Source organism: Kaistia sp. 32K, from assembly GCF_016629525.1.
In the GTDB taxonomy this organism is placed as follows: Bacteria; Pseudomonadota; Alphaproteobacteria; order Rhizobiales; family Kaistiaceae; genus Kaistia.
Genome location: NZ_AP024269.1, coordinates 3,337,281 through 3,361,536 on the forward strand (window position 1 = coordinate 3,337,281; position 24,256 = coordinate 3,361,536).

A 24,256-nucleotide genomic window follows, 5' to 3' on the forward strand; every position below is an offset into this window, starting at 1 on the left:
ATACTGCGACCATGACCGCGACCCTGCCGCTCGAAATCTGTGTCGACACCGCCGATGGGCTGGAGGCCGCCATTCGCGGCGGCGCCGATCGCATCGAGCTCTGCAGCGCGCTGTCGATCGGCGGACTCACGCCCTCCCCCGGCCTGATGCGGCTCGCGGCGAAGGCCGGCGTGCCGACCTATGCGATGATCCGGCCGCGCGAGGGCGATTTCGTCTTTTCTCCCGGGGAGCTCGACCAGATGCGGCGCGACATCGACGCGGTGCGCTCGGCCGGCCTCGCCGGCGTCGTGCTCGGGGCCTCGCAGCCGCGCGGAAAACTCGACGCCGAGGCGCTGTTCCGGCTCCGGAGCCATGCCGGCGATCTCGGCGCCACGCTGCATCGCGCCTTCGACCTGGTGGCGGACACCGGCGACGCACTGGAGACGGCGATCTCGCTCGGCTTCGAGCGGATCCTCACTTCCGGCGGCGCCCGCAGCGCGCTCGACGGCCTCGACGCGCTGAAGAGCCTGGTCGAGCGGGCAGGCGACCGCATTTCGATCATGCCGGGCTCCGGCGTCCGCCCGGCCAACGCGGCGGATATCCTGCGCGAGACGGGCGCGCGCGAGATTCATGCCTCGTGTCGGACGGGCATCCAGACCGTGGCGCCGGAAGCGGTGGCACTCGGCTTCGCTTCGGATTCGCTGCGCGAAGTCACCTCGGCGGAGACGGTGGCGGAGCTCGCCGAGGTCGTCCGCATGTTCGAGAACGGGAAGGCTTGACGCCCGGCGGCGAACATCGCCTCCCCTGGGGCAAATGATTGAATTTACAGCATCAAAGGACTTTGACATGCGCTCCCCGCGCGTGGCACGCTGCGGCCATAACCGAGGGAACGGCTATGGCAGAGATCGCCTTTGAGCGGGTGACGAAACGCTATGATGACGGCCATCTCGCCGTCGACGCGCTGAACCTCAAGATCGAGGACGGCGAGTTCCTCGTGCTGGTCGGGCCGTCGGGCTGCGGCAAGTCGACGGCGCTCCGGATGATCGCCGGGCTCGAGGAAATCTCGGACGGCGCCCTCGTCATCGACGGCGCTGTCGCCAACGACCTGTCGCCGCGCGACCGCAACATCGCCATGGTGTTCCAGTCCTACGCGCTCTATCCGCATCTCTCGGTCGCCGACAATATCGGCTTCGGCCTCAAGGTGCGCGGCTCCGACAAGGCGGCGATCCGCGCCAAGGTTGAGGAGACGGCGAAGCTGCTCGAACTCTCCGATCTGCTCGACCGCAAGCCCGGCCGGCTCTCCGGCGGCCAGCGCCAGCGCGTCGCCATGGGCCGCGCCCTGGTGCGCTCGCCCAAGGCCTTCCTGATGGACGAGCCGCTTTCCAATCTCGACGCGCGGCTGCGCGGCCAGATGCGGGCCGAGATCGCGCATCTGCAGAAGATGACCGGCGTCACCACCGTCTATGTCACGCACGACCAGGTCGAGGCGATGACGATGGGCGACCGCGTCGCCGTGATGAACAAGGGCGTGCTGCAGCAGCTCGCCGCGCCGCGCGTGCTCTATGACGCGCCGGCCAATCTGTTCGTCGCCGGCTTCATCGGCTCGCCGCCGATGAATCTGATCGGCGGCACGCTCGTCGCGACGGCAGAAGGCCATGCGCTCAGCCTTGGCGAACTCTCGATCGCGCTCGACGCCGCCGCGCTCGCGGCCCGGCCGGCGATCGCGCGCTCCGCCGGTCGGCGGATCATGGCCGGCATCCGCCCCGAGGCGCTCTATCCGGCGCCGGACGCCACGCCCGGTCCCGGCAAACTGGCCGGCAAGGTCGCCTTCGTCGAGGATCTCGGCGCCAACCTCCTCGTCCATCTCGACCTCGACGGCGCCGCCGTGGTCGCCGCGGGCGTCTCGGAGGACGGCGAGGAGCTGCAATCGGCCCGGACGCGGCTCCGCGCCGTGATCGACGGCACGCTGGCGGTCAGGAAGGGCGACCGGATCTGCCTCACCGTCGATCCCGCCCGCATCCATCTGTTCGACGCCGAGACCGAGCAGGCGATCCTCGACTGATCCGGCGAGCGAATAGCGCGCCTAAGCCGGCTTGATTTCGATCAAGGCGGCCGGGCGCCGCGACACCGATAGTGGTTCCGTCAGCCAACGGAGCCAACGATGTCCGCACTCAATATCCTCGCCCTCGCCGCCATCATCAGCGCCTTCGCCTTTTTCATGATCACGCTCGCCTGGGCGGAGCGGCAGACCCGCAGCCTGCACGCCAGCCAGCAGCCGGCCGAAGCGCGCGCCTCGGTCCAGGCGGCGCGGCCGCAGCGCGCCTGACACACGAACCAGAAAGGGCGCAGCGGGATCGGCGTTCCCTTCGGGGGACGGGGACGCCGATGGAACTCCGCCGCGGCGGCCAGCCCTACTGGCCGCGATCGCGACGTCGAGCTCACTCGTTGCGCCCTGATCCTTCTTGCCGGTTCGGCCGACGCGCTATTGCACGCCCTTGGTCAGGCCCTGGACGAAATAGCGGTTCAGGAACAAGGCCATCAGCACGATCGGCACGGTGGAGAAATGCGCCAGCGCGCCGAGCGTGCCCCAGGTGATGTCCTTGGTGCCGAAGGCGGCGAGCAGCGCCACCGAGAGCGGCTTGGTGTCCGGCCCGGTCAGGAACATCGGCGTCAGGAAGTCGTTCCACGAGAACATGATGCAGAACAGCGCGCTGGCGATGATGCCGGGCACCACCATCGGCAGCGCGACGCGGTAGAACGAGCCCCAAAGCGTGCAGCCGTCGGTCAGCGCCGCCTCCTCCATGTCGCGCGGCAGGGCGCGGAAATAGGAGAACATCATCCAGGTGACGAAGGCGCAGTTCAGCGTCGTGTTGATCATCACCACCGCCCACCACGTTCCGAGCAGGCCGATGTCCCGCATCATCAGGTAGAACGGGATCAGCGTCGCGATGATCGGCACGGTGCGAATCGCCAGGAAGAAATAGGCGACGAGGATGGCGTAGCGCGACTTGGAACGCGCCAGCGCATAGCCGGCGGGAACGCCCAGCAGCAGCGACAGCACCGTGGTGCCGAGGCTGATGATGAGGCTCGATTTCAGGAGCGCCCAGACGTCGAACATCGCGAAGATGCGCTCGAAATTGAACAGCGTCGGCGAGAAGCCGAACACCGGCGGCGACGAGAAGATCTCGCGCGGCGGCTTGTAGGCTGTCGTCACCAGCCAGAGCACCGGCATCAGGTAGAGGGCGAGGATGACAATGAGGGCGGTGCGCTCGAAGGCGATCTGGCGGGTCCGGGCTTTCATCTCTCGTTGGCCCTCACATCGGCCCGGCGGATCAGGAGGGTGAAGCAGGCGCACATCAGCGCGATGCAGAGGATGGTCAGATTGCCGATCGCCGAGGCAAAGCCGATGTTGAAGAATTCGAGGCCCTGCTTGACGCCGTAGACCATCAGCGACGTCGTCGCGTCGGCCGGGCCGCCGCCTGTCGTCACGAAGATGATGTCGAAGACGCGGAACGCGTCCATGACGCGGAGCACCAGCGCCAGGAACACGGTCGGCAGCAGCAGCGGCAGTACGACCAGGCGGAAGCGCTGCAGCGCCGTGGCGCCGTCGGCGGCCGCCGCCTCGAGAATGTCGGTCGGCAGCGACTTCAACCCCGCGAGCAGGATCAGCGCCACCAGCGGCGTCCACTCCCAGACGTCGATCAGGATCATCACCGGCAGCGCCGCCGTCGGATTGGCCAGGAAGCCGCGCGGACCGGATATGCCCCATTCGGCCAGGTAGTAGCCGAGGAAGCCGTAATCGACGGCGAGCAGCGCGCGGAAGATCAGGCCGACGACGATCGGCGTGATGGTGACGGGAATGAGCAGGAAGGCGAGGCAGATGCGGTTGAAGCGGCCGTCGCGCCAGAGGAGCAGCGCCAGGCCGAGCCCGACGGCGAATTCGAGCGTCACCGCCCCGAAGGTGAAGAGGAAGGTGTTGATCACCGCCCGGCGCGCCGTCGCGTCGGCCCAGAGCGCGACGTAGTTGTCGAGACCGACGAAGGTCCGCCGGCCGCCGCCGCGCAGCAGGTTGTAGTCGAAGAACGAGTACCAGATGCCCTGCGCCAGCGGCCAGACCGCCACCAGCACGACATAGACGATCGCCGGCAGGGCGAGCGCGACGAGGAAGAGCTTGCGTCGGTCCGTGAAGCGCAGGCCGGACGCCCTGGGTGAAGCAAGATCGATCGAACCGGCAGAAGTGGAGGTCAAGAATGTGTCCTCGGGTCCAGGCGGAGTGCCCTCAGGGTCACCGGTCTGTCCCCTCCCCTTGTCGGGAGGGCTAGGGAGGGGATCGGGCCATCGTATCCAAAATCGGACCCCGGCCCAATGCCTACCTCCAGGCATCGGTGCTCGCACCTCTCCAGAGCCCTCCCCCGCGAGGGGGAGGGCGAAGAGCGGGTGCCGTCTCTAATGTTCTGGCCTGAGGCTCAGAACAGCTTTTCGGCCTTGGCCTGGACGTCGTCGAGCGCCGCCTTGGGCTCGACGCCGCCGACCAGGACGGCGTTCACGGCCGTGCCGAGCAGGTCCTGGATTTCCGGATACTGCGGAATCCGCGGACGGTAGTCGCCATCGCCGTTCTCGAATGACTTGGCCAGGACCGGCAGGTAGGGGAACTTCTTGTTCAGGTCCGGATCGGCCAGCGTCGACTTGCGGATATAGCTGCCGGCGCCTTCCAGATTGAGTTCCTTCTGGACCTCGGGGCTGGTCAGCCACTTGATGAACTGCCAGGCCGCTTCCTGCTGGGCGGGCGCGATGTCGGCATTGATGCCCATGCCCCAGCCGCCGAGGCCGTACTTGACCGGCAGGCCCTTGGCGCCCGGTGTCGTGGTGATCGCCACATGATCGACGATCTTCGACATCGACGGGTCATAATAGCCCGGCGCACCGACCGACCACGTCTCCATCATCGCGACCAGACCCTGGCGGAAGCTCTCCTCGCGGCCGCCCCAGTCATAATCGACCGCGCCCGGAGGGGCCGCCTTGTCGAACAGCTCCTTGTAGATCTTCAGGCTGTTGATGTTGGCTTCGGAGTTGATCGCCGGCTTGCCGTCGGGACCGAGCACCGAGCCGCCGAGCTGGGCGTTGTACTGCAGCCAGTCCTGCGCCACCGCCGGGCCCTTCTGGCCGTTGGCGACGAAGCCGTAGGTCTTCTTGTCGGGGTTCGTCAGCTTGACCGCCGCGGCGACGAAGTCCTCGGCGGTTTCCGGAACCTTGAGGCCGGCCGCCTCGAGCAGGTCCTTGCGATAGGCGAGCACCGCCGCGTAGCCGGCGAACGGGAAGGCGACCTGCTTGCCGTCATACTGGCCGATATATTTCAGCATCGCCGGATAGATGTCGTCGAGCTGGATCTCCGCCGCGTCGCGCTTGATCCAGTCGGTCAGGTCGACGGTATATTTATTGTCGGCATATTGCCCCGCCCAGACGATATCCATCGTCACCAGGTCATAGCTCTTGGTATGGCCGACGAAGTCGGCCTGCGTCTTGGTCAGCAGCGAGCCGTAGTCGAGAATATCGACCTTGACCTTAGCGCCCGTTGCTTCCTCGAACTTGGGTGCGAGCTTGGCGATGACAGGCGCGTACTGATCGTTTTGCGACGCGAGCGTGAGCGTTATGCCGGCGAGCGGCTTGTCCGCCGCCGTCGCGGCACCGGCCAGCCCTGCCATGACCAGGCTGGCCGCGCCGAGCTTCCAGAAAGACGTCGTAATCATTGTTAGGACTCTCTTCCGTTGTGATAGATGCGCAAATTGGAGTATATCCCAAACAATGCGACACTCAATAATTTACATTTCATCACGTGTTGCACAAATTTCATGCTACAAAAACAGAAATTGATGGCTTAGCATTGAGCAACTCGGCCACTATCGAAGATATCGCATGTTAATTCCATGTATCCGACCATGTTCGATTGTTCGAAACCAGCACAGTTGAAACTCTCGACCGAACATCTGCGCGACGCCCGATGCCATGCGGGCATGATGACAGAGCGCTCGGGGCTTGGGGAGCGCGCAATTTCGGCAGCATGGACGAAAAGTCGGCGCATAATGTTCGATGCTCGCCCGGGCCGCCGACGCCGGCTGGCCGGGACCGGATTTTTTCTTCAACGGCGACCGTCACCGGACCGGGACGGATCGGCACGTTCGACAACAACATAGGGGAGGAACGTCATGGCCCTAGCACCGCGGACCGAACCGGATGCGGTCGACGAGCTTCTGGTCGAGGGTCGGCTTTTCAGCGCCGAATTTCCCGTCCTGCTCGCCAGCCATTTGCCGATGATGATCGTCGCGCTGGAACGGCTCGGCGCGTCGAACGAGCGGCTCCGGCAGTATTTCGACAATTACCGCACGACCAACGGCCTGGTGCCGACACCGCCGCCGGTCGCCCCGATCGAGCGGGAACGCTGGACCGACGCGCTCGGCGACCGCTCGCGCGAATATGACTATCGCGCCTTCTTCGAGGCGGAGGTCCGCCGGCTCGGCATCGACACGGCCGTGCAGGCCTATCTGCCGACGCTGATCCCCGGCATCGGCGCCAGCGCGATGCACGGCATGATGCGCACCGCCTATGCGCTGATGCGGATGGACCCGGCCGAAACCGGCACGGCGCTCGGCTACTGGGCCGCGACCTATCTGCCGATGCCGCCTTCGACCGGCGCTGCCCCGATCACCGACGATCCCGGCGAGGTGCTCGCCCGCTCCTGCGCCCTGCCCGACATGCACCATGTCGTTCCGGAGACGGACCTGCTCTGGCACAACATCCGCGCCGCCGGCGCGGCGCCCGACTTCGCCCCGGTCGTCGACTGGCTGGAGATCGGTCCCGATACCGGCCGGCGCCTCGCCGAAACGTCGCTGGCGCTGTTCGCGGCGACGATGGATTTCTCCTCGCTGCACGCGCTGACGGGATCTCACTGGATCCGCCTGATCGGGCCGCATCTCGCCGAGGCGGACCGCCCGGCGCTGCAGCGCCATTTCTGGCAGATCATCGCCTCGCTGGTGCCGAAGATCGGCTTTCCGGAACTGCCGAGCGCCGAGCAGCTGGACGCATGGCGCCACCTGCCGGCGCCGGGCTGGCCGGAGATCGCGGCGGCCGCCGTGCAGTCCGAGGACGAGCACGACATCAGCCTCGTCTTCTCGGCGCGCGAGGAAGAGAAGGTCTATGGTGACCGTCTCTACCGAGTCGTCGCCGCGCGGCGCATGGGCCTGATGGACTGACGGGACTGACGGAGTTTTAAGTGACGGAAGACATGCAGCCGAGCCTCGTCGTCGCCGGCGCCCGGACGGCGGGGGGCCATACCGTCGACATCGTGATCGCCGGCGAGACGATCGCCGCCGTATTGCCGGCCGGCCAGGGCCCGGACGATTGCGACCGCATCGACGCTAGCGACCGGATCGTCGCGCCCTCCTTCGTCGAGGGCCACATCCATCTCGACAAGACGCTGCTCGGCCTGCCCTTCATTCCGCATCTGCCGGGCGACACGGTGGCGCTCCGCATCGAGGCGGAGAAGACGCTCCGCCGCACACTGGCGCTGCCGATCGAGGAGCGTGGCGGCCGGCTGATCGAACAGATCACCGCCTTCGGCACCGGCAGCCTGCGCAGCCATGTCGACATTGACACTGAGGTAGGCCTTGCCGGCCTGCATGCGCTGCTGCGCCTCAAGGAACGCTACTGGGATCTGGTCGACATCCAGATCGTCGCCTTCCCGCAGAGCGGCGTGATCACCGATCCCGGCACCGCCGAACTGCTGGACGTTGCCATCCGCGAGGGCGCCGATCTCGTCGGCGGGCTCGATCCGGCCGGCATCGACCAGGACGTCACCGGCCATCTCGACGCCATCTTCGCCATCGCCGAGCGCCATGGCGTCGGCCTCGACATCCATCTGCATGATCCCGGCCCGCTCGGCGCCTTCGAGCTCCGCCAGATCGCCGCCCGCACCATCGCCCTCGGCCTCCAGGGCAAGGTCGCCGTCAGCCACGCCTTCGCGCTCGGCCAGATCGACGATTTCGAGTTCGGCCGCACCGCCGAGGCGCTCGCCGCCGCGCGCGTCGCGATCATGACCAACGGCCCCGGCCCCGTCGCCATGCCGCCGGTGCGCCGGCTGAACGCCGCCGGCGTCACCGTCTTCGCCGGCTCCGACAACATCCGCGACGCCTGGTCGCCCTATGGCGACGGCGACCTGCTGCGCCGCGCCCAGCTGGTCGGCTATCGCCAGGATTTCCTCGCCGACGCCAGCCTCGCGCACGCCTTCGCCATGGTCACCGAGATCCCGGCCGCCGTGCTTGGCATCGAGCATTACGGCATCGCGCCCGGCAAGCGCGCCGATCTCGTCCTGCTCGCGGCCGATACCCTGCCCGAAGCGGTAGCCGGCGCGCCGCTCGACCGGACGGTGATCAAGCGCGGCCGGCTGGTGGCCCGCAAAGGCATGCTCATGCCGCGTGACTGAGGCCGCGAGCGCAATCGTGATCGGTCTCGACGGCGGCGGGGATTGGATCGGCCGGCGAAAGCTGGCATGTCTCGCGCCCGGCTGAATTTCCCGCCGGTCTTCGCCGCCTGCGAGAACCCTGATGCGACTGCCCGAATCCAACGGCTCCGGCCCCACGGCCGAAGCCACGCTGTCCCCGACCATCACGACGCCCCTGACCATCCTGATGGCGGCCGCCTGCGGCGCGATCGCCGCCAATCTCTATTACGCCCAGCCGCTGATCGCGCTGATCGGGCCGGACATCGGCCTGTCGCCGGCGCTCGCCAGCCTGGTCGTGACGCTGACCCAGCTCGGCTACGGCCTCGGCCTGGTGCTGCTGGTGCCGCTCGCCGACATCCTCGAGAACCGCAAGCTGGTGCTGGTGGCGGTCGCGATCACGGCCTTCGCGCTGCTTCTGGCGGCGATCGCGCCGCGCGCCCTGCCCTTCCTCGGCGCGGTGCTGTTCATCGGCGCCTGCGCCAGCGTCGCGCAGGTCCTGGTGCCGATGGCGGCCCACATGGCGGACGACGCCACGCGCGGCCGCACCGTCGGCAACGTCATGGGCGGGCTGATGATCGGCATCATGTTCGCCCGTCCGCTCGCCGGATTCCTGTCCGATCTCGTCGGCTGGCGCGGTGTCTTCATCGCCTCGTCCGGCCTGATGCTGGCGCTTACGCTGCTGCTCGCGCGCTTCCTGCCCCGCCGCACGCCGCATTCGGGCTATTCCTACGGCGCGCTGATCGGCTCGCTCTGGCCGATCCTGCGCGATACGCCGGCGCTGCGCCGGCGCGGGCTCTACCAGTTCTGCCTGTTCGCCTGCTTCAGCCTGTTCTGGACCAGCGTGCCGCTGGAGCTCGCCGGCGCGCCGTTCCACCTGTCGCAGTCGGAGATCGCGCTGTTCGCGCTCGCCGGCGCCGCCGGCGCGCTGTCGGCGCCGCTCGCGGGGCGGCTCGCCGATCGCGGCTATGTCCAGATCGGCACCGGGCTGGTGATCGTCGGCACCTTCGCCGCCTTCGCACTCTCCGGCCTCGCCGCCATCGGCTCGATCGCCGCGCTGGTGATCGCGGCGATCGTCATCGATTTCTGCGTGCAGGGAAACACGGTGTTCGGCCAGCGCGTGCTCTACATGCTGGCGCCGGCGATCCGCGGCCGGCTGAGCGGCCTCTATGTGGCGATCTTCTTCATGGGCGGCGCCGTCGGCTCGGCCATCGCCAGCCCGCTCTACGAGAATTTCGGCTGGAACGGCGTGCTCGTCGCGGGCCTCGCCTTCCCGCTGATCGCCTTCGCCGCCTATGTGACGGAATTCACCGCGGCCGGCCGGTCGCGGTGATCGCTCGCTCCATCGAATGAAAAAATCCCGGTTCGCGTGAAGGAGCGCGAACCGGGAAGACCGGCGTCAGTCCATGCGGACGCCGCCGGTGACGTTGATGCCCTGGCCGGTCATGAAGCGGGCCGCCTCGGAGGCGAGGAACACCACCACGTCGGCGACATCCTCCGGCTCCTCGATGCGGCCGAGCGGCGTCAGCGAGACATATTCGGCGCGCACTGCCTCCGGCGTCATGCCGCGCAGTTCCGCCTCCCAGAGCACCTCGCGCTCCTGCATCGAGGTCTTGACGAAGCCCGGGCAGACGCAGTTGACGCGGATGCCCTTCGGCGCCATCTCGCGCGCCAGCGCCTGCGTCCAGCCGAACACGGCGAACTTCGAGGCGGAGTAGTGCGCGAGCAGCGGCGCGCCGACCTTGGCGGCGAGCGACGCCGTATTGACGATCACGCCTTTGGTGTCGGAGGCGAGAAAGCGCCGGCAGGCGATCTGGTTGGCGAGGAAGACGCCGCGCGCGTTGACATCGAAGTTGAAGTCCCATTCCTCATCGGTGATGTCGACGGCGGGCCGCATCGTCGAGACGCCGGCATTGGCGCAGAGCAGGTCGAAGCCGCCGATGCCCTCGGTCGCCTTGTCGAGCGCGCGCTCGACCGAGTCGCGCTTGGTCACGTCGACCTCGACGGCGAAGCCGCCATTCTTCAGTCCCGCGACGACGGACTGCGCCGCCATCACGTCGAGATCGGCGATGGCGACGGTCGCGCCCGCCTTGTCGAGCGCCCGCGCGATCGCGGCGCCGATCCCTTTCGATCCGCCCGTGACAATTGCCTTGCGTCCAGTGAGATCGAATATGCCGGCCATCTGTCTGTCCTCTGTGGGTTGAGGTCCCAAGCAAATCGCAAAATCGAACACTTTACAACGCCATCCAGCCGTTTAATGTTCGCTATTGTTCGAAACCCTTGGCCGCCGAAGCATCTGAAGGGAACCTGCCATGCCAGCCGACCTGATGCCGGAGCCGGAGCTCGACCCGGAGGACGCCGCCCGCGCCGAGTGGGTCGGCCGCGACTTCGCCCGCATGCCCGCCGGCGCCCGCCAATCGCTGATCCTCGACGTCATCGCCGGCAACGGCTTCCTGTCCGTATCGAAGTTCGCCAGCGATCTCGGCATCTCCGAGATGACGGTCCGGCGCGATCTCGTCGTGCTGTCGGAACGCGGCCTTCTGGCCAGAACCCATGGCGGCGCTGTGTCGTCGACGGTCAATCCGCGCGAAATCTTCGATGTCGACGAGCCGGCCTTCAAGAGCCGGCGCCACCGCAACGCCCGCGAGAAATCGGCGATCGCCATGGCCGCCGCCGCGCTGATCGGCCCCGGCGAGACGATCGGCATCGATGTCGGCACCTCGACCCTGACGCTGGCGGAAGCCGTGGTCGAACGCGCGGATCTGCGCGTCTTCACCAACAGCCTGCGCGCCGCGATGACGCTGTCGGCCTCGAAGAGCCCGGTCTATGTGCTCGGGGGCGAAGTGCGCAATCCCGAACAATCGGTCGTCGGCTCGCGCGCCGTCGGCGAATTGCAGAACTACAACATCGACCGGGTGTTCATCGGTGTCTCCGGCCTGATCGAGGCTGGCTTCTTCGACTATTCGGTCGAGGACACCGAGGTGAAGCGCGCCTTCATCGCGCGGGCCGACCGGGTGGTCATCCTGTGCGACTCCTCGAAATTCGATCACCGTTCGCTGGCGCGCGTCTGCGAGCTCTCCGGCGCCGACATCCTCGTCACCGACGCGCCGCCGCCGCCCCATCTCGCCCGCGCGCTCGCCGCGGCCGAGATCGAAGTCGTGGTGGCCGGCCACGACCGCCAGCTCGAATAGGAACTGGCCGGTCGCCTGAACTCCGAAGAACGCCCTGCAACAGACTGGATCCTCTCGATGCCCGCCCGGAAGACGACTGTTATCGGCCTCGATATCGGCACGACCTCGACCATCGCCATCGCCGTGCGCGTGCCGGACGACATCCTGCACATGGCATCGCGGCCGGTGGCGCTCTCGTCGCCGCGTCCCGGCTGGGCCGAGGAAGATCCGGCGGAATGGTGGGCAAACAGCTGTGCCGTGCTGCGCGAGACGATCGCCGCCCTGCCGGACGGGCCGGAATCGCTCGCCGGCATCTGCGTCACCGGCATGCTGCCGACCGTCGTCCTGCTCGACGCCGAGGGCGGCGTGCTCCGCCCCAGCATCCAGCAGAGCGACGGGCGCTGCGGCGCCGAGGTCGAGGGGCTGAAGCGCGAGGTCGACGAGGCGGCGTTCCTGAAGCGCACCGGCAACGGCGTCAACCAGCAGCTCGTCGCCGCCAAGCTGCGCTGGATCGCCAAGCACGAGCCGGACGTCTTCCGCCGCATCGCCACCGTGTTCGGCTCCTACGACTATGTGAACTGGCGCCTGACCGGCCGCCGCGCCGTCGAGCAGAACTGGGCGCTGGAGGCGGGCTTCACCGACGTCGCCACCGACCGCATCGCCGACGATCTGGTGGCGCTGGCCGGCATCCCGCGCAGCGCCGTGCCGGATCGCACCGTGACGCATGAGGAAATGGGCCGCGTCTCGGCCGAGGCCGCCGCCGCCACCGGCCTGCCCGAGGGCCTGCCGGTCTTCGGCGGCGCCGCCGACCACATCGCCTCGGCGCTCGCCGCCGGCATCGCCTCGCCGGGCGACATCCTGTTGAAATTCGGCGGCGCCGGCGACATCGTCGTGGCGGCCGACAAGGCGAAGCCGGATGCGCGGCTTTATCTCGACTATCACCTCGTCCCCGGCCTCTACGCGCCGAACGGCTGCATGGCGGCCTCGGGCTCGGCGCTCAACTGGCTGGCCGGGCTGATCGGCGCGACGGACGGCGAGGAACGCCCGCATGTCGCGCTCGACAAGCTGGCGGGCGCGGTCGAGGCCGGCAGCGACGGCGTGCTCTGCCTGCCCTATTTCCTCGGAGAGAAGACGCCGATCCACGATCCGCTGGCGCGCGGCACCTTCCTCGGCCTCAGCCTCGGCCATGGCAGGGGCCATATCTGGCGCGCCCTGCTCGAGGGCATCGCCTACGGCTTCCGCCACCATGTCGACGTGCTCGCCGACATGGGCCATGCGCCGAGCCGCTTCTTCGCCTCCGACGGCGGCACCAAGAGCCGGGTCTGGATGCAGATCATGGCGGATGTCGTCGGCGCGCCGGTGCAGCTGCTCGACAATCCCTATGGCTCCTCGGTCGGCGCCGCCTGGGTCGCGGCGATGGGCACGGGCCTCGCCTCCGACTGGAACGGGATTTCGAGCCTCGCGACGCGCGGGGCGCTGGTGCAGCCGAACCCGGCGAACCGCACCGTCTACGACAATGGCTATGCGCGCTACCGCGCCTCCTACGAAGCGCTGAAGCCCGTCTTCGCCATGCCGTAAGGGCGCACGAAAAGCCCCCGCGAAGCCTGGCTTGCGGGGGCGAGATGGAGCGCGGAATGCGCCCGGGAGAGCTCAAGAAGAGCTAATGCGGCTTCTTCGCCTTGGCCTTCGCCAGCTGCGACGGCGACAATTGCGACGGCCGCACCTCGGCGCCGGTAATGCCGGAGCCGGGCTGCACCATGCCCGGCGGATCGCTCGTCGGGAACGATTCCTTCAATTCCTTGTCGAGGCGAGTATTCTGCTCCTTGCGTGCATGACGCGCGGCATGACCGGGCACCAGCGACTTCAGCAGTTCCTTGACGGCCATCGAACGTCCTCCTTGCCACATGCAGCGTTCGAATAAACAAGGCATGGCGGCTGTTTTCGTTCCGGCGGGGAAGCGGAATTCGCGAGAGACCGGCCCGCGCGCGCGTTCATCGACGAGGAGGAGGCGGTGATGGAAGGAAATCTCGGCCGCATGCCGGTGCTCAGGAACTGGCGCTGGGAAATACTCGGGCTGCTGCGCATCGTGACCGCGCTGGTCTATCTCCAGTACGGCACCGCCAAGCTGCTGGGCTTCCCCTATTCGGAGATGCTCTCCAACCTGCCGGCCTTCTCGATCTTCTGGATCGCCGGCTGGTTCGAGCTGATCGGGGCGCCGCTGCTCTTGATCGGCCTCTTCACCGGCCCGGTCGCGTTCCTGCTCTCGGGCGAGATGGCGATCGCCTATTTCGTCATCCACCTGCCGTCGAATTTCTTCCCACTTCTGAGCGGCGGCAATGAAGCGATCCTGTTCTGCTTCGTCTTCCTCTATTTCGCCGCCGCCGGCCCCGGCCGCTGGAGCGTCGACAACTGGCTGGCAAGACGGCGCCGGGAACGCGCGCGGGCGGTGGGAAGCGGCGCCCCCTGAAGAAGCCGGCCTGGCGCTCCCGCCGCCCCGCGCTCGCCGTCATCCCGGCCTCCGAGCCGGGATCCATTCAGCCGAAGCATCGGGAGGTTCAGCCGCCCGAGGCCGAGGCTGCATGGATCCCCGCCTTCGCGGGGATGACGGGGAGATTGCGGCAGGCGCCGCATGGTCTTTCCGGAACATCGACAGCGCGAGATCCGCGCCCCCTCACCTCTCCCTGAGGGAGAGGTCGACGGCCGCAGGCCGGCGGGTGAGGGTTTACGGCCTTGCCGGTCAGGTTCCGGCGCCGCGATGCCATTTTCTGAGGGTTCCCTAACCCCTCACCCAGCGCTTCGCGCCGACCTCTCCCTCAGGGAGAGGTGAAGGCAAGCCTGGCGCTCCCGCCGCCCCACGCTCGCCGTCATCCCGGCCTCCGAGCCGGGATCCATTCAGCCGAAGCATCGGGAGGTTCAGCCGCCCGACGCCGCGGCTGCATGGATCCCCGCCTTCGCGGGGATGACGGGGAGATTGCGGCTGCCGCTGCAGGGTCTTTCCGGAACATCGGCAGCGCGAGATCCGCGCCCCTCACCTCTCCCCGAGAAAGCCAGCCCCTTCACCTCTCCCTGAGGGAGAGGTCGACGGCCGTCGGCCGGCGGGTGAGGGTTTACGGCCTTGCCGGTCAGGTTCCGGCGCCGCGATGCCATTTTCTGAGGGTTCCCTACCCCCTCACCCGGAGCTTCGCTCCGACCTCTCCCCATGGGAGAGGTGAAGAGGCAGCGCAGAGGACGGATCCACCGAGGGGATGGCGGCGGCGTCCCCTGCGGGAGTCCGCCGCCGATCGCCTCAGATCCGGACACTCGGATAGCCGGCGTCGTCGAGGGCGGCGACGATCGCGGCCGCGTCGACGGAGCTCTCGACCTGGACCGTCCGGGCGGTGAGATCGGTGCCGACCTCGGCGGCGGGGTCGAGGCCCTTCACGGTCTTGGTGACCGTCGCGACGCAGTGGCCGCAGGACATGTCCTTCACTTTCAACGTCAGCATTCATCAAGCTCCTTCAGCGTCTTGGCACTCCGGAGGATCGCGTTCCCCCGGCCGTCGAGTGCAATATGGAGTTTCCCACCATGGGAAGGTCAAGGCCCCGAATACGCCCTTGACCTTCCAATAATGGGAAGGTCTAGCTATATCGTCATCACGCCACCCGAAGGGCTTTTTCGATGACCAGCATGCCATCCCCGCAGACCCTCACGCCGGATCGCGAACTCGATCTCACCATCGAGGGAATGACCTGCGCGTCCTGCGTCTCGCGGGTGGAGAAGGCGCTGAAGAAGGTGCCGGGCGTCTCCAGCGCCAGCGTCAACCTCGCCACCGAGCGGGCGACCGTCTGGGCGCCGGCCGGGGTCGTCTCGACGGACGCGCTGGAACAGGCGGTGCGCGGCGCCGGCTACGAGGCCCGAGCCGTCCAGGCCTCGGACGAACCCGACGACATCTCGGAAAAGCGCGACCTCGAGGCGAGCGCGCTGCTCCGCTCGCTCCTTGTCGCGGGCGTGCTGACGCTGCCGATCTTCGTCGTCGAGATGGGCTCGCACCTGATCCCGGCGCTGCATCACTGGGTGCAGATGACGCTCGGCGCCTGGAACAACCTCCTGCAGTTCGCACTGACGACGCTGGTGCTGTTCGGGCCCGGCCTCGTCTTCTTCCGCAAGGGGCTGCCCGCCCTCTTCCGCCTCGCCCCTGACATGAACGCGCTGGTCGCGATCGGCGCCGGCGCCGCCTATCTCTATTCGACGGTCGCGACCTTCCTGCCCGGCTGGCTGCCTGACGGCACCGGCTACGTCTATTTCGAGGCCGCCGCCGTCATCGTCACGCTGGTCCTCTTCGGCCGCATGCTGGAAGCGCGCGCCAAGGGCCGGACGGGCGCTGCGATCCGCAAGCTGGTCAAGCTGCGTCCGAAGACCGCCCGGCTCATCCGCGACGGGCAGCCGGTGGAGGTCGAGCTCGACGCGGTCAAGGTCGGCGACATCCTCGTCGTCCGCCCGGGCGAGCAGATCGCCGTCGACGGCATCGTCACCGAGGGCGCCTCCTTCGTCGACGAGGCGATGATCACCGGCGAGCCCGTCCCCGTCGAGAAGGGCGTCGGCGCTGCGGTCGTCGGCGGCACCATCAACAAGACCGGCAGCTTCTCCTACCGGGCCGAGAAGGTCGGCGCCGACACGGTACTCGCCCAGATCATCCGCATGGTCGAAAGCGCCCAAGGTGCCAAGCTGCCGATCCAGGCCATGGTCGACAAGGTCACCGCCTGGTTCGTGCCGGCGGTGATGCTGGCGGCGGCCGCCACCTTCCTCGTCTGGCTGATCTACGGCCCCGACCCCGCCCTCTCCTTCGCGCTCGTCAACGCCGTCGCCGTGCTGATCATCGCCTGCCCCTGCGCGATGGGCCTCGCCACGCCGACCTCGATCATGGTGGCGACAGGCCGGGCGGCCGAGCTCGGCGTGCTGTTCCGCAAGGGCGACGCGCTGCAGACGCTGCGCGATGCGACCATCGTCGCCTTCGACAAGACCGGAACGTTAACAGAAGGGCGTCCTGAGTTAACGGATCTGGTCGCTGTTAACCCCTCGCAGCGCGACGAGATCCTGCGCCTCGTCGCCGCCGTCGAAGGCCGCTCCGAGCATCCGATCGGCGCCGCCCTCGTCGCCGCCGCCAAGGCAAGTGACCTCGGTTCAGCGCTGGTCGCGGATTTCGAGGCTGTGCCCGGCTACGGCGTCCGCGCGATCGCCGACGGCCGCGCGGTCGCGGTCGGCGCCGACCGCTTCATGAAGAAGCTCGGCATTGACGTCTCGGGCTTTGCCGCTGAGGCCGCCCGCCTCGGCAAGGAGGGCCGGTCGCCGCTCTATGCCGCGATCGACGGCGAACTCGCGGCCATTTTCGCGATCGCCGATCCGGTGAAGCCCGGCTCGGCCGCCGCCGTCGCGGCGCTGCACAGGCTCGGCCGCCGCGTCGTCATGGTGACGGGCGACAACCGCGCCACCGCCGAGGCGATCGCGGCGAAGCTCGGCATCGACCAGGTGCTCGCGGAGGTGCTGCCGGACGGAAAAGTCGAGGCCGTGCAGAGCCTTAAGAGCCAGGGTGGCAAGGTCGCCTTCATCGGCGACGGCATCAACGATGCGCCGGCGCTCGCCGCCGCCGATGTCGGCATCGCGATCGGCACCGGCACCGACATCGCCATCGAAAGCGCCGACGTCGTGCTGATGTCGGGCGATGTCGGCGGCGTGGTCAAGGCGATCGGCCTGTCGGCGGCGACGATCCGCAACATCCAGGAAAACCTGTTCTGGGCCTTCGCCTACAACGCGGCGCTCATCCCGATCGCCGCCGGCGCGCTCTATCCCGCCTATGGCGTGCTGCTGTCCCCCATGCTGGCGGCCGGCGCCATGGCGATGTCGAGCGTTTTCGTCGTCGGCAACGCGCTTCGCCTGAAGCGCTACCGCCCGGCCGAATAGAGAAGGAAAATCAAGAACATGAATATCGGAGAAGCCTCCGCCGCATCCGGCGTTTCCACCAAGATGATCCGCTATTACGAGCAGATCGGCCTGATCCGCGCGGCGGCGCGGACGGAATCCGGCTACCGGGTCTATTCGCCGAGCGACGTCGAGACGCTGCGCTTCATCCGCCGCGCCCGCGACCTCGGCTTCTCGGTCGAGGAGATGGGAACGCTGCTGGCGCTCTGGCAGGACAAGGGCCGCGAGAGCGCCGACGTCAAGCGCGTGGCGCTGCAGCATGTCGCCGAGATCGAGAAGCGGATCCACGAGTTGGAAGGGATGGCGCGCACCCTGCGCCATCTCGCCGGCCATTGCCATGGCGACGATCGGCCGGATTGCCCGATCCTCGACGACCTCGCCGCCGTGACCGAAACGAAGAAGGTGGCTGCGCGGCGCCCGGCGCTGCGCGGGCGCCCGTGAGCGCTCTTTGTTTGGTCGCGTTTTCTTAGTGCGAACCGGTATCCACTTCGCTCGAAAACGCTCTAGCGACAGACGCCCAGCAGAAGGTTGAGCTGCTGGGCGACACTCTCGATGACGGTCTCGGCGCCGAGCTCGAAGCCGTGCAGCAGGACCACCAGCACCAGCGGCCCGAGCAGCAGCCAAATCCAGCGGAGGCGGACGGTGCCGACGAAGAGGTTGGGCCGCGTGATCAGGATCGCCGGCGCGAGCACGCCGATGAGGCTGCCGAGGATCGTCTCCGGCACCGTGTGCGCGCCGATCACGACCCGCGTCACCGCGATGGCGATCGCCAGCAGAAACCCGGCCGAAAGCGCCAGAACGCGCCAGGACAGCTTCGGCAGCAGCCGGGCCACCAGCACGCCGAGCCCGCCATAGACCGCCATCGACGCGCCGGCATGGCCGCTCGGGCTGCGCAGGCCGGACACGGGCAGATAGGTGGCGCAGGGGATGAAGGCGATCTTGGTCGCCAGCACCATTCCAAGCACCAGGACGACGGAGAAAGCCCACCAGAAGGCGGCGCGGCGCTGGCCCGAGACGAGCAAGCCCAGCGTCACGAAAACGAGGATCGGCAGGATCACGGCCTGACCGCCGAAGCTCGTGACGAGGAGCGTGAGGGGACGAAGCGTCATGCAGGGGTCCAGATCGAGCCGCGAAAGCGCGGCCCCAGCGGGCGCAGCGCTGCGCGGGACCGGGCCGATTCGCCAGTCGCGACGCGCATCGCATCAGCATGAAGGCCGGCAAACCGCCTGTCCATGCGGCGATGCGACAGCAGTTGCCTCATGGGCGGGATCCGGGCGAAGCTGCGGCCGAAAGCTCAACCGGATCCTCCCGACATGCAAATCCAGCGTTTCGCCATCGAAGGCCCCGTCCTGATCCAGCCGAAGGTCCATGGCGACGACCGCGGCTATTTCTTCGAGGCGTTCCGAGCGGATCTTTTCGAGCGGGAAGTCGATCCGGGCGTTGCCTTCGTGCAGGACAACCAGTCGCTGTCGCGACAGGTCGGAACGGTGCGCGGCCTGCATTTCCAGCTGGAACCGAGGGCGCAGGCAAAGCTGGTGCGCGTCCTGCGCGGCGCCATCCTCGACGTCGCAGTCGATATCCGCCCGGCCTCCCCCACCTTCGGCCAGCATGTGGCGGCAACGCTCTCCGCCGACAACCAGGCGCAGCTCTACGTGCCGGCCGGCTTCGCGCATGGGTTCTGCACGCTCGAGGCGGACACCGAGGTGTTCTACAAGACCTCGGATTTCTATAGCCCGGACCACGATCGCGGCCTTGCCTGGAACGATCCCGCCCTCGGCATCGCCTGGCCGGTCAGCGAGGCGGACGCGACCCTTTCGGACCGCGACCGCCGTCATCCGGCGCTGGCCGATCTTGCGATCGGCTAGAGCGTTTTCGAGCGAAGTGGATGCCGGTTCGCGTGAAGAAAACGCGACCGAACAACGAGTTAGGGCTCGTCATCGTTTCCATGAAACGATGACGAGCCCTTACGCTTATTTCAGGCCCGCCAGCAGCGACAGGTCGGAGCCGTCGAAATCGGTCGAGGCGCTGACCTCGGCCCATTCCTTCGCTTCGGCCTGCCGCGCCGCCTCGGCCTGCGCGTACATGTGCAGGGCGTCGCTGCCGATCAGCAGGTGCGAGGGAACCTTGTCGCTGGCGGCGAGATCGACGATGACCTTGGCGATGCGGACGGGATCGCCGACTTCCTTGCCGGCATAGGTCTTGACGAGGCCAAGCATGGCGCCGACGCTCGGCTCATAGTCCGGCAGCAGTTCGGGCGCCTTCCCTCCGGCGATCTGGGCCCACTCGGTCCGCATGCCGCCCGGTTCGAGGGCGATCAGCTTGACGCCGAAGGGCGCTGCTTCCTTCGCCAGCACCTCGGTAAAGCCGCCGACGGCCCATTTCGCCGCCTGATAGGCCGCCAGGCCCGGCGTGGTGATGCGCCCGCCGACGGACGAGATGTTGATGATGTGGCCCGAGCGCTGCCGGCGCATCGCGGGCAGAGCCGCGCGGGTCAGATTGACGACGCCATAGAAGTTGGTGTCGATCTGGGCGCGGAAATCCGCAGCGCTCGTCTGCTCGAACGGAATGACGTGGCCATAGCCGGCATTGTTGACGAGCACGTCGAGGCGGCCGAACGTCTCGATCGCGAAGTCGACGGCGGCCTGCGCCGCGGCTTCGTCGGTCACGTCGAGCGGAAAGCTGCGGAGATTGCCGCCGTGCTTTTCCTCGAGATCGCGGAGCCGTTCCGGGCTCCGCGCCGTGGCGACGACGCGGTCGCCGGCCGCAAGGGCTGCTTCCGCGATGGTGCGGCCGAGGCCGTGGGCGCTGCCTGTGATCAACCAGATCTTGGACATGGGACTATTCCTTTCGTTGGGATATTTAATGAGCGAGCACATGCTCATTAAAGGGACAAAAATCGATCATCGGGCGATCCCCTTCCAGAAGATCTCGAAGCCGGACTTCTTGTAGGGCTCGCGCTGTTCCGGATCGTTCAGGATGAACTCCAGCGTCGTCTCGGCGAGGCTATCCAGGATGGCGCCGACATAGGTTACGGTCTGGCCGGCCGAGGCATGATCGGCGAGGTTCTGCTCCAACATGGCGGAGATCTCCTGGAACAGCTCGCCGGCGCTGCAGCGGCTGCCCTCGGTGATACGGTCCGAAACCTTGAGCTGCCGCAGGACCTTGCGCTTGGCCGGATTGGCGGCGCCCCAGTCGATCAGCCGATCCCAGAGATGCCGGGTGCGCTCACGAGGCGTGCCGTCGACCGGATAGCCGTCCAGCAGCGCCGCTGCCAGCTCGGCCTCGATTTCGAGAAAGAGCTGGTTGAGCAGCTCGTCCTTGGTGGCGAAATAGGTGAACAGCGTGCCCTCGGCGACGCCGGCCTCCCGGGCGATCTTCGCCGTCGGCGCGCCGGTTCCCTGCGTCGCCACCAGCTCGACAGCGGCGGCGAGGATCGCTTCGCGCTTTTCTTCACTGAGGGGACGGGCCATTCACGAGAACCTAATGAGCGAGTGCATGCTCATTAATTGGAACGGGGTCGGCGGCGTTTCAAGGACGGCGGCGCAGAAAAAACGAAGACTGAGCTCGGACGGGCAAACGGTCAAACCGATTTCTTCATGAGATCAGAAGGTTAGGCTAGATGCGTTTTCTGCTTGAAGGTCCAGCCGAGCCCCGGCGAAAGCGCGAGGCGCCGAACGGACCGCCCCTCGCCTGCTCCGCGATAGAGGCGATGAGAGGCCGTTTTGGAGGGAAAAGGGCCCTGCCAATGGGAAGCCCTCGTTCCGAAGCGACCTGAAGCCGCCGGCTGGCTCAGCGGTCGGCCAGCACCATGTCGATGAGATAGCGGCCATAGCCGCTCTTGCCGAGGGCGAGGCCGAGGCGTTCCAGCTGGTTCGCGTCGATGAAGCCCATCAGATAGGCGATCTCCTCCGGACAGCAGATCTTCAGGCCCTGCCGCTTCTCGAAGGTGCGGACGAACTCGGACGCCTCGATCAGGCTGTCGGGCGTGCCGGTGTCGAGCCAGGCATAGCCGCGCCCCATCTTCTGGACATGCAGCGCACCGCGATCGAGATAGGCGCTGTTGACGTCGGTGATCTCCAGCTCGCCGCGCGGCGACGGCCTCAGGTCGGCGGCGATGTCGACCACCGCCTCGTCGTAGAAATAGAGCCCGGTCACGGCCCAGTTGGAGCGCGGCGATTTCGGCTTTTCCTCGACCGAGACGGCCTTCTGGGTGGCGTCGAAGGTAACGACGCCGTACCGCTCGGGATCCTGCACATGGTAGGCGAAGACGGTGGCGCCGGCGCTGCGCGCCCGCGCCTCCGCGAGCAGCGCCGTCAGGCCATGGCCGAAGAAGATGTTGTCGCCGAGGATCAGCGCCGAGCGCTGGCCGGCGACGAAATCGGCGCCGATCCTATAGGCCTGCGCCAGCCCCTCCGGCTTCGGCTGCTCGGCATAGGAAAGCGCGATGCCCCATTGCGAGCCGTCGCCGAGCAGCGCCTGGAACTTCGGCAGGTCCTGCGGCGTCGAGATCAGCAGGATCTCCCGGATGCCGGCCAGCATCAGCGTCGACAGCGGATAGTAGATCATCGGCTTGTCGTAGATCGGCAGCAGCTGCTTGCTGGTGACCAGCGTCATCGGATGCAGCCGCGTGCCTGCGCCGCCGGCAAGAACGATCCCCTTCATCGTGCCTTCCGCTCCCCAATGAGAATGGCGGCTACGGCCGCGCCGAGGCTGTCGGGCCAGCCGGGCAGCCGCACACCAAAAGTCCGCTCCGCGAGCGAGCAATCGAGCCTGGAATCGCGCGGCCGCGGGGCCGGCGCGACATAGGCGTCGCCGGAGATCCGGCCGAGCGCCGGCACCGTGCGTCCCGCCGCCTCGAGCTGCGCCATGACGCCCTCGGCAAGATCGAACCAGCTCGCCTCGACGCTGCCGGCCAGATGGAAGATGCCCGCGCCCGACCGCGCCTGCGGCGCGATGGCGAGCAGAGCGTCGGCGAGATCGGCGGCGTGGGTCGGGTTGCCGAAGCGGTCGGCGACGATGTCGAGGTGCTCCCTCTCGCCGGCGAGGCGCACCATGGTGCGGACGAAATTGCCGCCATCGGCGCCATAGACCCAGCCGGTGCGGAAGATCAGGGCTTCCGGATGCGCGTCCAGCACAGCCGCCTCGCCCTCGAACTTCGAAGTGCCATAGACGCCGAGCGGCGCGGTCGCGTCGCCCTCGACATAGGGCGCGCCCTTCTCGCCGTCGAAGACATAGTCGGTCGAGACATGCAGGAACGGCAGGCCCAGCCGGCGGGCGGCGGCGGCGAGATGCCCGGCGCCGCCGCGGTTCACGGCCATGGCGAGCCCCGCTTCGCTCTCGGCCCGGTCGACCGCGGTATAGGCGGCGGCGTTGATGACGACGTCAGGCGCCTGCGCCGCGATCAGCCCCTCGAAATCGCCGGGAACGGCGAGATCGAGCGCCGGCCTGCCGAAGGTCTCGACGACATGGCCGTGCTGCGCGGCGCGCGCCTTCAGCGCCCGCGCCAGCTGGCCGCTCGATCCGGCAACGAAGATCCGCATCAGTCGGCGCCCTCGAGCAGGCCGAGCCGCTGGCCGCGATAGACGCCGTTGCGGATTGGTTCCCACCAGTCGCGCCGATCGAGATACCAGCGCACCGTCTTCTCGATGCCGGTCTCGAAACTCTCCAGCGCCCGCCAGCCGAGGTCCCGCTCCGTCTTGGTCGGGTCGATCGCGTAGCGCTGGTCGTGCCCCGGGCGGTCGGTAACGAAGCGGATCAGCCGCTCGTGCGGCGCGCTGCCACCGCGTTGTTCGTCCAGGAGGGCGCAGATCCGCTGGACCACGGCGAGATTGGTGCGCTCGTTGCGGCCGCCGATATTGTACTTCTCGCCCGGCCGGCCGCGCGTCAGCGCCAGGAACAGCGCCCGGGCATGATCCTCGACATGCAGCCAGTCGCGCACATTGAGGCCGTCGCCATAGACGTCGATCGGCTTGCCCTCGAGCGCGTTCAGGATGACGAGCGGGATCAGCTTTTCCGGGAAATGATACGGCCCGTAATTGTTCGAGCAGTTGGAGATCAGCGCCGGCACGCCATAGGTGCGATGCCAGGCGCGGACCAGATGGTCGGACGCCGCCTTGCTGGCCGAATAGGGCGAGGACGGGTCATAGGCCGTCTCCTCGTGAAAAAGGCCGTCTTCGCCGAGCGAGCCATAGACCTCGTCGGTCGAGACATGCAGGAAGCGAAACGTGTCCCGCGTCGCCGCCGGCGCGCGATCGAGATAGGCGCGCGTCGCCTCCAGCAGCGTCGCCGTGCCGAAGATGTTGGTCTGCAGGAACTCGCCGGGGCTGCCGATCGAGCGATCGACGTGGCTCTCGGCGGCGAGATGGATGATCCCGTCCGGCTCATGGCGACGGAACACGTCGGCCATCGCCCGCGCGTCGCAGATGTCCGCCTCGACGAAGTGATAGAGCGGATCGTCGGCGATCGGCGCCAGCGAAGCGAGGTTCGCCGCGTAGGTCAGCTTGTCGACATTGACGACGCCGACGCCGAGATCGGCAACGAGATGCCGGCAAAGAGCCGACCCGATGAAGCCGGCGCCGCCGGTAACGAGAATGCGCATGGTAGTGCCCACCGTTTGACCCCGTCAGCCTAGCGCCTGGATATGTCATCGCAAAGGCAGCTT

Annotated in this window: 24 protein-coding genes; 12 read left to right on the forward strand and 12 right to left on the reverse strand. The window is 67.6% G+C overall.

Translation table 11 applies throughout. From position 1 onward, the window contains the following. The first annotated feature begins 11 nt into the window (after positions 1-11). The 3 genes from K32_RS15460 to K32_RS15470 all read left to right on the forward strand — a co-directional run bounded on the left by K32_RS15460 (position 12) and on the right by K32_RS15470 (position 2,305). Positions 12-758, forward strand: a complete 747-nt coding sequence (locus K32_RS15460) for a copper homeostasis protein CutC (RefSeq protein ID WP_201400378.1) — start codon at positions 12-14, stop codon at positions 756-758. Between the two features lie 116 nt (positions 759-874). Then, positions 875-2,041 (forward strand): ABC transporter ATP-binding protein, encoded by a 1,167-nt coding sequence (locus tag K32_RS15465; protein WP_201400379.1) that lies wholly within the window; start codon positions 875-877, stop codon positions 2,039-2,041. Between the two features lie 99 nt (positions 2,042-2,140). Next, positions 2,141-2,305 carry a hypothetical protein gene (locus K32_RS15470; protein ID WP_201400380.1) on the forward strand — a complete coding sequence of 55 codons (165 nt, stop codon included), beginning with the start codon at positions 2,141-2,143 and terminating at the stop codon, positions 2,303-2,305. Between the two features lie 156 nt (positions 2,306-2,461). Here K32_RS15470 and K32_RS15475 read toward each other — a convergent pair whose 3' ends face one another. From K32_RS15475 to K32_RS15485, 3 genes are all read right to left on the reverse strand, one after another. Next, the gene (locus K32_RS15475; protein WP_201400381.1) at positions 2,462-3,280 is read right to left on the reverse strand and encodes a carbohydrate ABC transporter permease; all 819 of its coding nucleotides are present in this window, start codon (positions 3,278-3,280) and stop codon (positions 2,462-2,464) included. Beyond that, complete coding sequence (locus K32_RS15480) at positions 3,277-4,227, reverse strand: carbohydrate ABC transporter permease (RefSeq protein WP_201400382.1); 951 nt, start codon at positions 4,225-4,227, stop codon at positions 3,277-3,279. Before K32_RS15480 ends, K32_RS15475 begins: the two co-directional genes overlap by 4 nt. Positions 4,228-4,445: 218 nt before the next feature. Further along, on the reverse strand, positions 4,446-5,726 hold the full coding sequence (locus K32_RS15485; protein ID WP_201400383.1) for an extracellular solute-binding protein: 1,281 nt from the start codon (positions 5,724-5,726) through the stop codon (positions 4,446-4,448). 456 nt (positions 5,727-6,182) lie between these two features. Here K32_RS15485 and K32_RS15490 point away from each other — a divergent pair, with 456 nt between their 5' ends. From K32_RS15490 to K32_RS15500, 3 genes are all read left to right on the forward strand, one after another. Then, positions 6,183-7,226 (forward strand): questin oxidase family protein, encoded by a 1,044-nt coding sequence (locus tag K32_RS15490; RefSeq protein WP_201400384.1) that lies wholly within the window; start codon positions 6,183-6,185, stop codon positions 7,224-7,226. A gap of 32 nt (positions 7,227-7,258) precedes the next feature. Continuing rightward, on the forward strand, positions 7,259-8,455 hold the full coding sequence (locus K32_RS15495; protein WP_201404516.1) for an amidohydrolase family protein: 1,197 nt from the start codon (positions 7,259-7,261) through the stop codon (positions 8,453-8,455). A 121-nt stretch (positions 8,456-8,576) separates the two neighbouring features. Then, positions 8,577-9,803 carry an MFS transporter gene (locus K32_RS15500; protein ID WP_244669537.1) on the forward strand — a complete coding sequence of 409 codons (1,227 nt, stop codon included), beginning with the start codon at positions 8,577-8,579 and terminating at the stop codon, positions 9,801-9,803. A 66-nt stretch (positions 9,804-9,869) separates the two neighbouring features. Here the strand turns inward: K32_RS15500 and K32_RS15505 are convergent, their stop codons facing one another. Next, on the reverse strand, positions 9,870-10,652 hold the full coding sequence (locus tag K32_RS15505; protein WP_201400385.1) for an SDR family NAD(P)-dependent oxidoreductase: 783 nt from the start codon (positions 10,650-10,652) through the stop codon (positions 9,870-9,872). A 130-nt stretch (positions 10,653-10,782) separates the two neighbouring features. Between K32_RS15505 and K32_RS15510 the strand changes: the two genes are divergently transcribed. Both K32_RS15510 and K32_RS15515 read left to right on the forward strand, forming a co-directional pair. Continuing rightward, positions 10,783-11,661, forward strand: coding sequence for a DeoR/GlpR family DNA-binding transcription regulator (locus K32_RS15510; protein WP_201400386.1), 879 nt, complete (start codon positions 10,783-10,785; stop codon positions 11,659-11,661). A 57-nt stretch (positions 11,662-11,718) separates the two neighbouring features. Next, a complete protein-coding gene (locus K32_RS15515; protein WP_201400387.1) occupies positions 11,719-13,218 on the forward strand; it encodes an FGGY-family carbohydrate kinase in 1,500 nt (499 codons plus the stop codon). An 82-nt stretch (positions 13,219-13,300) separates the two neighbouring features. Here K32_RS15515 and K32_RS15520 read toward each other — a convergent pair whose 3' ends face one another. Next, positions 13,301-13,525 (reverse strand): hypothetical protein, encoded by a 225-nt coding sequence (locus tag K32_RS15520; RefSeq protein WP_201400388.1) that lies wholly within the window; start codon positions 13,523-13,525, stop codon positions 13,301-13,303. A gap of 129 nt (positions 13,526-13,654) precedes the next feature. Between K32_RS15520 and K32_RS15525 the strand changes: the two genes are divergently transcribed. Further along, positions 13,655-14,107 carry a DoxX family protein gene (locus K32_RS15525; protein WP_201400389.1) on the forward strand — a complete coding sequence of 151 codons (453 nt, stop codon included), beginning with the start codon at positions 13,655-13,657 and terminating at the stop codon, positions 14,105-14,107. Between the two features lie 819 nt (positions 14,108-14,926). Here K32_RS15525 and K32_RS15530 read toward each other — a convergent pair. After that, positions 14,927-15,124, reverse strand: coding sequence for a heavy-metal-associated domain-containing protein (locus K32_RS15530; RefSeq protein WP_201400390.1), 198 nt, complete (start codon positions 15,122-15,124; stop codon positions 14,927-14,929). Positions 15,125-15,297: 173 nt separating this feature from the next. On the opposite strand from K32_RS15530, the gene K32_RS15535 reads away from it, so the two are divergent. Beyond that, positions 15,298-17,577, forward strand: a complete 2,280-nt coding sequence (locus K32_RS15535; protein WP_305798440.1) for a heavy metal translocating P-type ATPase — start codon at positions 15,298-15,300, stop codon at positions 17,575-17,577. Positions 17,578-17,595: 18 nt separating this feature from the next. Continuing rightward, a complete protein-coding gene (gene cueR, locus K32_RS15540; RefSeq protein ID WP_201400391.1) occupies positions 17,596-18,036 on the forward strand; it encodes a Cu(I)-responsive transcriptional regulator in 441 nt (146 codons plus the stop codon). A 62-nt stretch (positions 18,037-18,098) separates the two neighbouring features. Here cueR and K32_RS15545 read toward each other — a convergent pair whose 3' ends face one another. Further along, positions 18,099-18,704 (reverse strand): phosphatase PAP2 family protein, encoded by a 606-nt coding sequence (locus K32_RS15545; RefSeq protein ID WP_201400392.1) that lies wholly within the window; start codon positions 18,702-18,704, stop codon positions 18,099-18,101. A gap of 204 nt (positions 18,705-18,908) precedes the next feature. Between K32_RS15545 and rfbC the strand changes: the two genes are divergently transcribed. Next, positions 18,909-19,460 (forward strand): dTDP-4-dehydrorhamnose 3,5-epimerase, encoded by a 552-nt coding sequence (gene rfbC, locus K32_RS15550; protein ID WP_201400393.1) that lies wholly within the window; start codon positions 18,909-18,911, stop codon positions 19,458-19,460. A 105-nt stretch (positions 19,461-19,565) separates the two neighbouring features. Here rfbC and K32_RS15555 read toward each other — a convergent pair whose 3' ends face one another. The 5 genes from K32_RS15555 to rfbB all read right to left on the reverse strand — a co-directional run bounded on the left by K32_RS15555 (position 19,566) and on the right by rfbB (position 24,193). Then, entirely contained in the window at positions 19,566-20,429 is an 864-nt protein-coding gene (locus K32_RS15555) for an oxidoreductase (RefSeq protein ID WP_201400394.1), read from the reverse strand. 66 nt (positions 20,430-20,495) lie between these two features. After that, complete coding sequence (locus tag K32_RS15560) at positions 20,496-21,065, reverse strand: TetR/AcrR family transcriptional regulator (RefSeq protein WP_201400395.1); 570 nt, start codon at positions 21,063-21,065, stop codon at positions 20,496-20,498. A 319-nt stretch (positions 21,066-21,384) separates the two neighbouring features. Then, complete coding sequence (gene rfbA, locus K32_RS15565) at positions 21,385-22,257, reverse strand: glucose-1-phosphate thymidylyltransferase RfbA (protein WP_201400396.1); 873 nt, start codon at positions 22,255-22,257, stop codon at positions 21,385-21,387. Continuing rightward, complete coding sequence (gene rfbD, locus K32_RS15570) at positions 22,254-23,135, reverse strand: dTDP-4-dehydrorhamnose reductase (RefSeq protein WP_201400397.1); 882 nt, start codon at positions 23,133-23,135, stop codon at positions 22,254-22,256. Before rfbD ends, rfbA begins: the two co-directional genes overlap by 4 nt. After that, on the reverse strand, positions 23,135-24,193 hold the full coding sequence (gene rfbB / locus K32_RS15575) for a dTDP-glucose 4,6-dehydratase (protein WP_201400398.1): 1,059 nt from the start codon (positions 24,191-24,193) through the stop codon (positions 23,135-23,137). Before rfbB ends, rfbD begins: the two co-directional genes overlap by 1 nt. Positions 24,194-24,256: the final 63 nt, after the last annotated feature.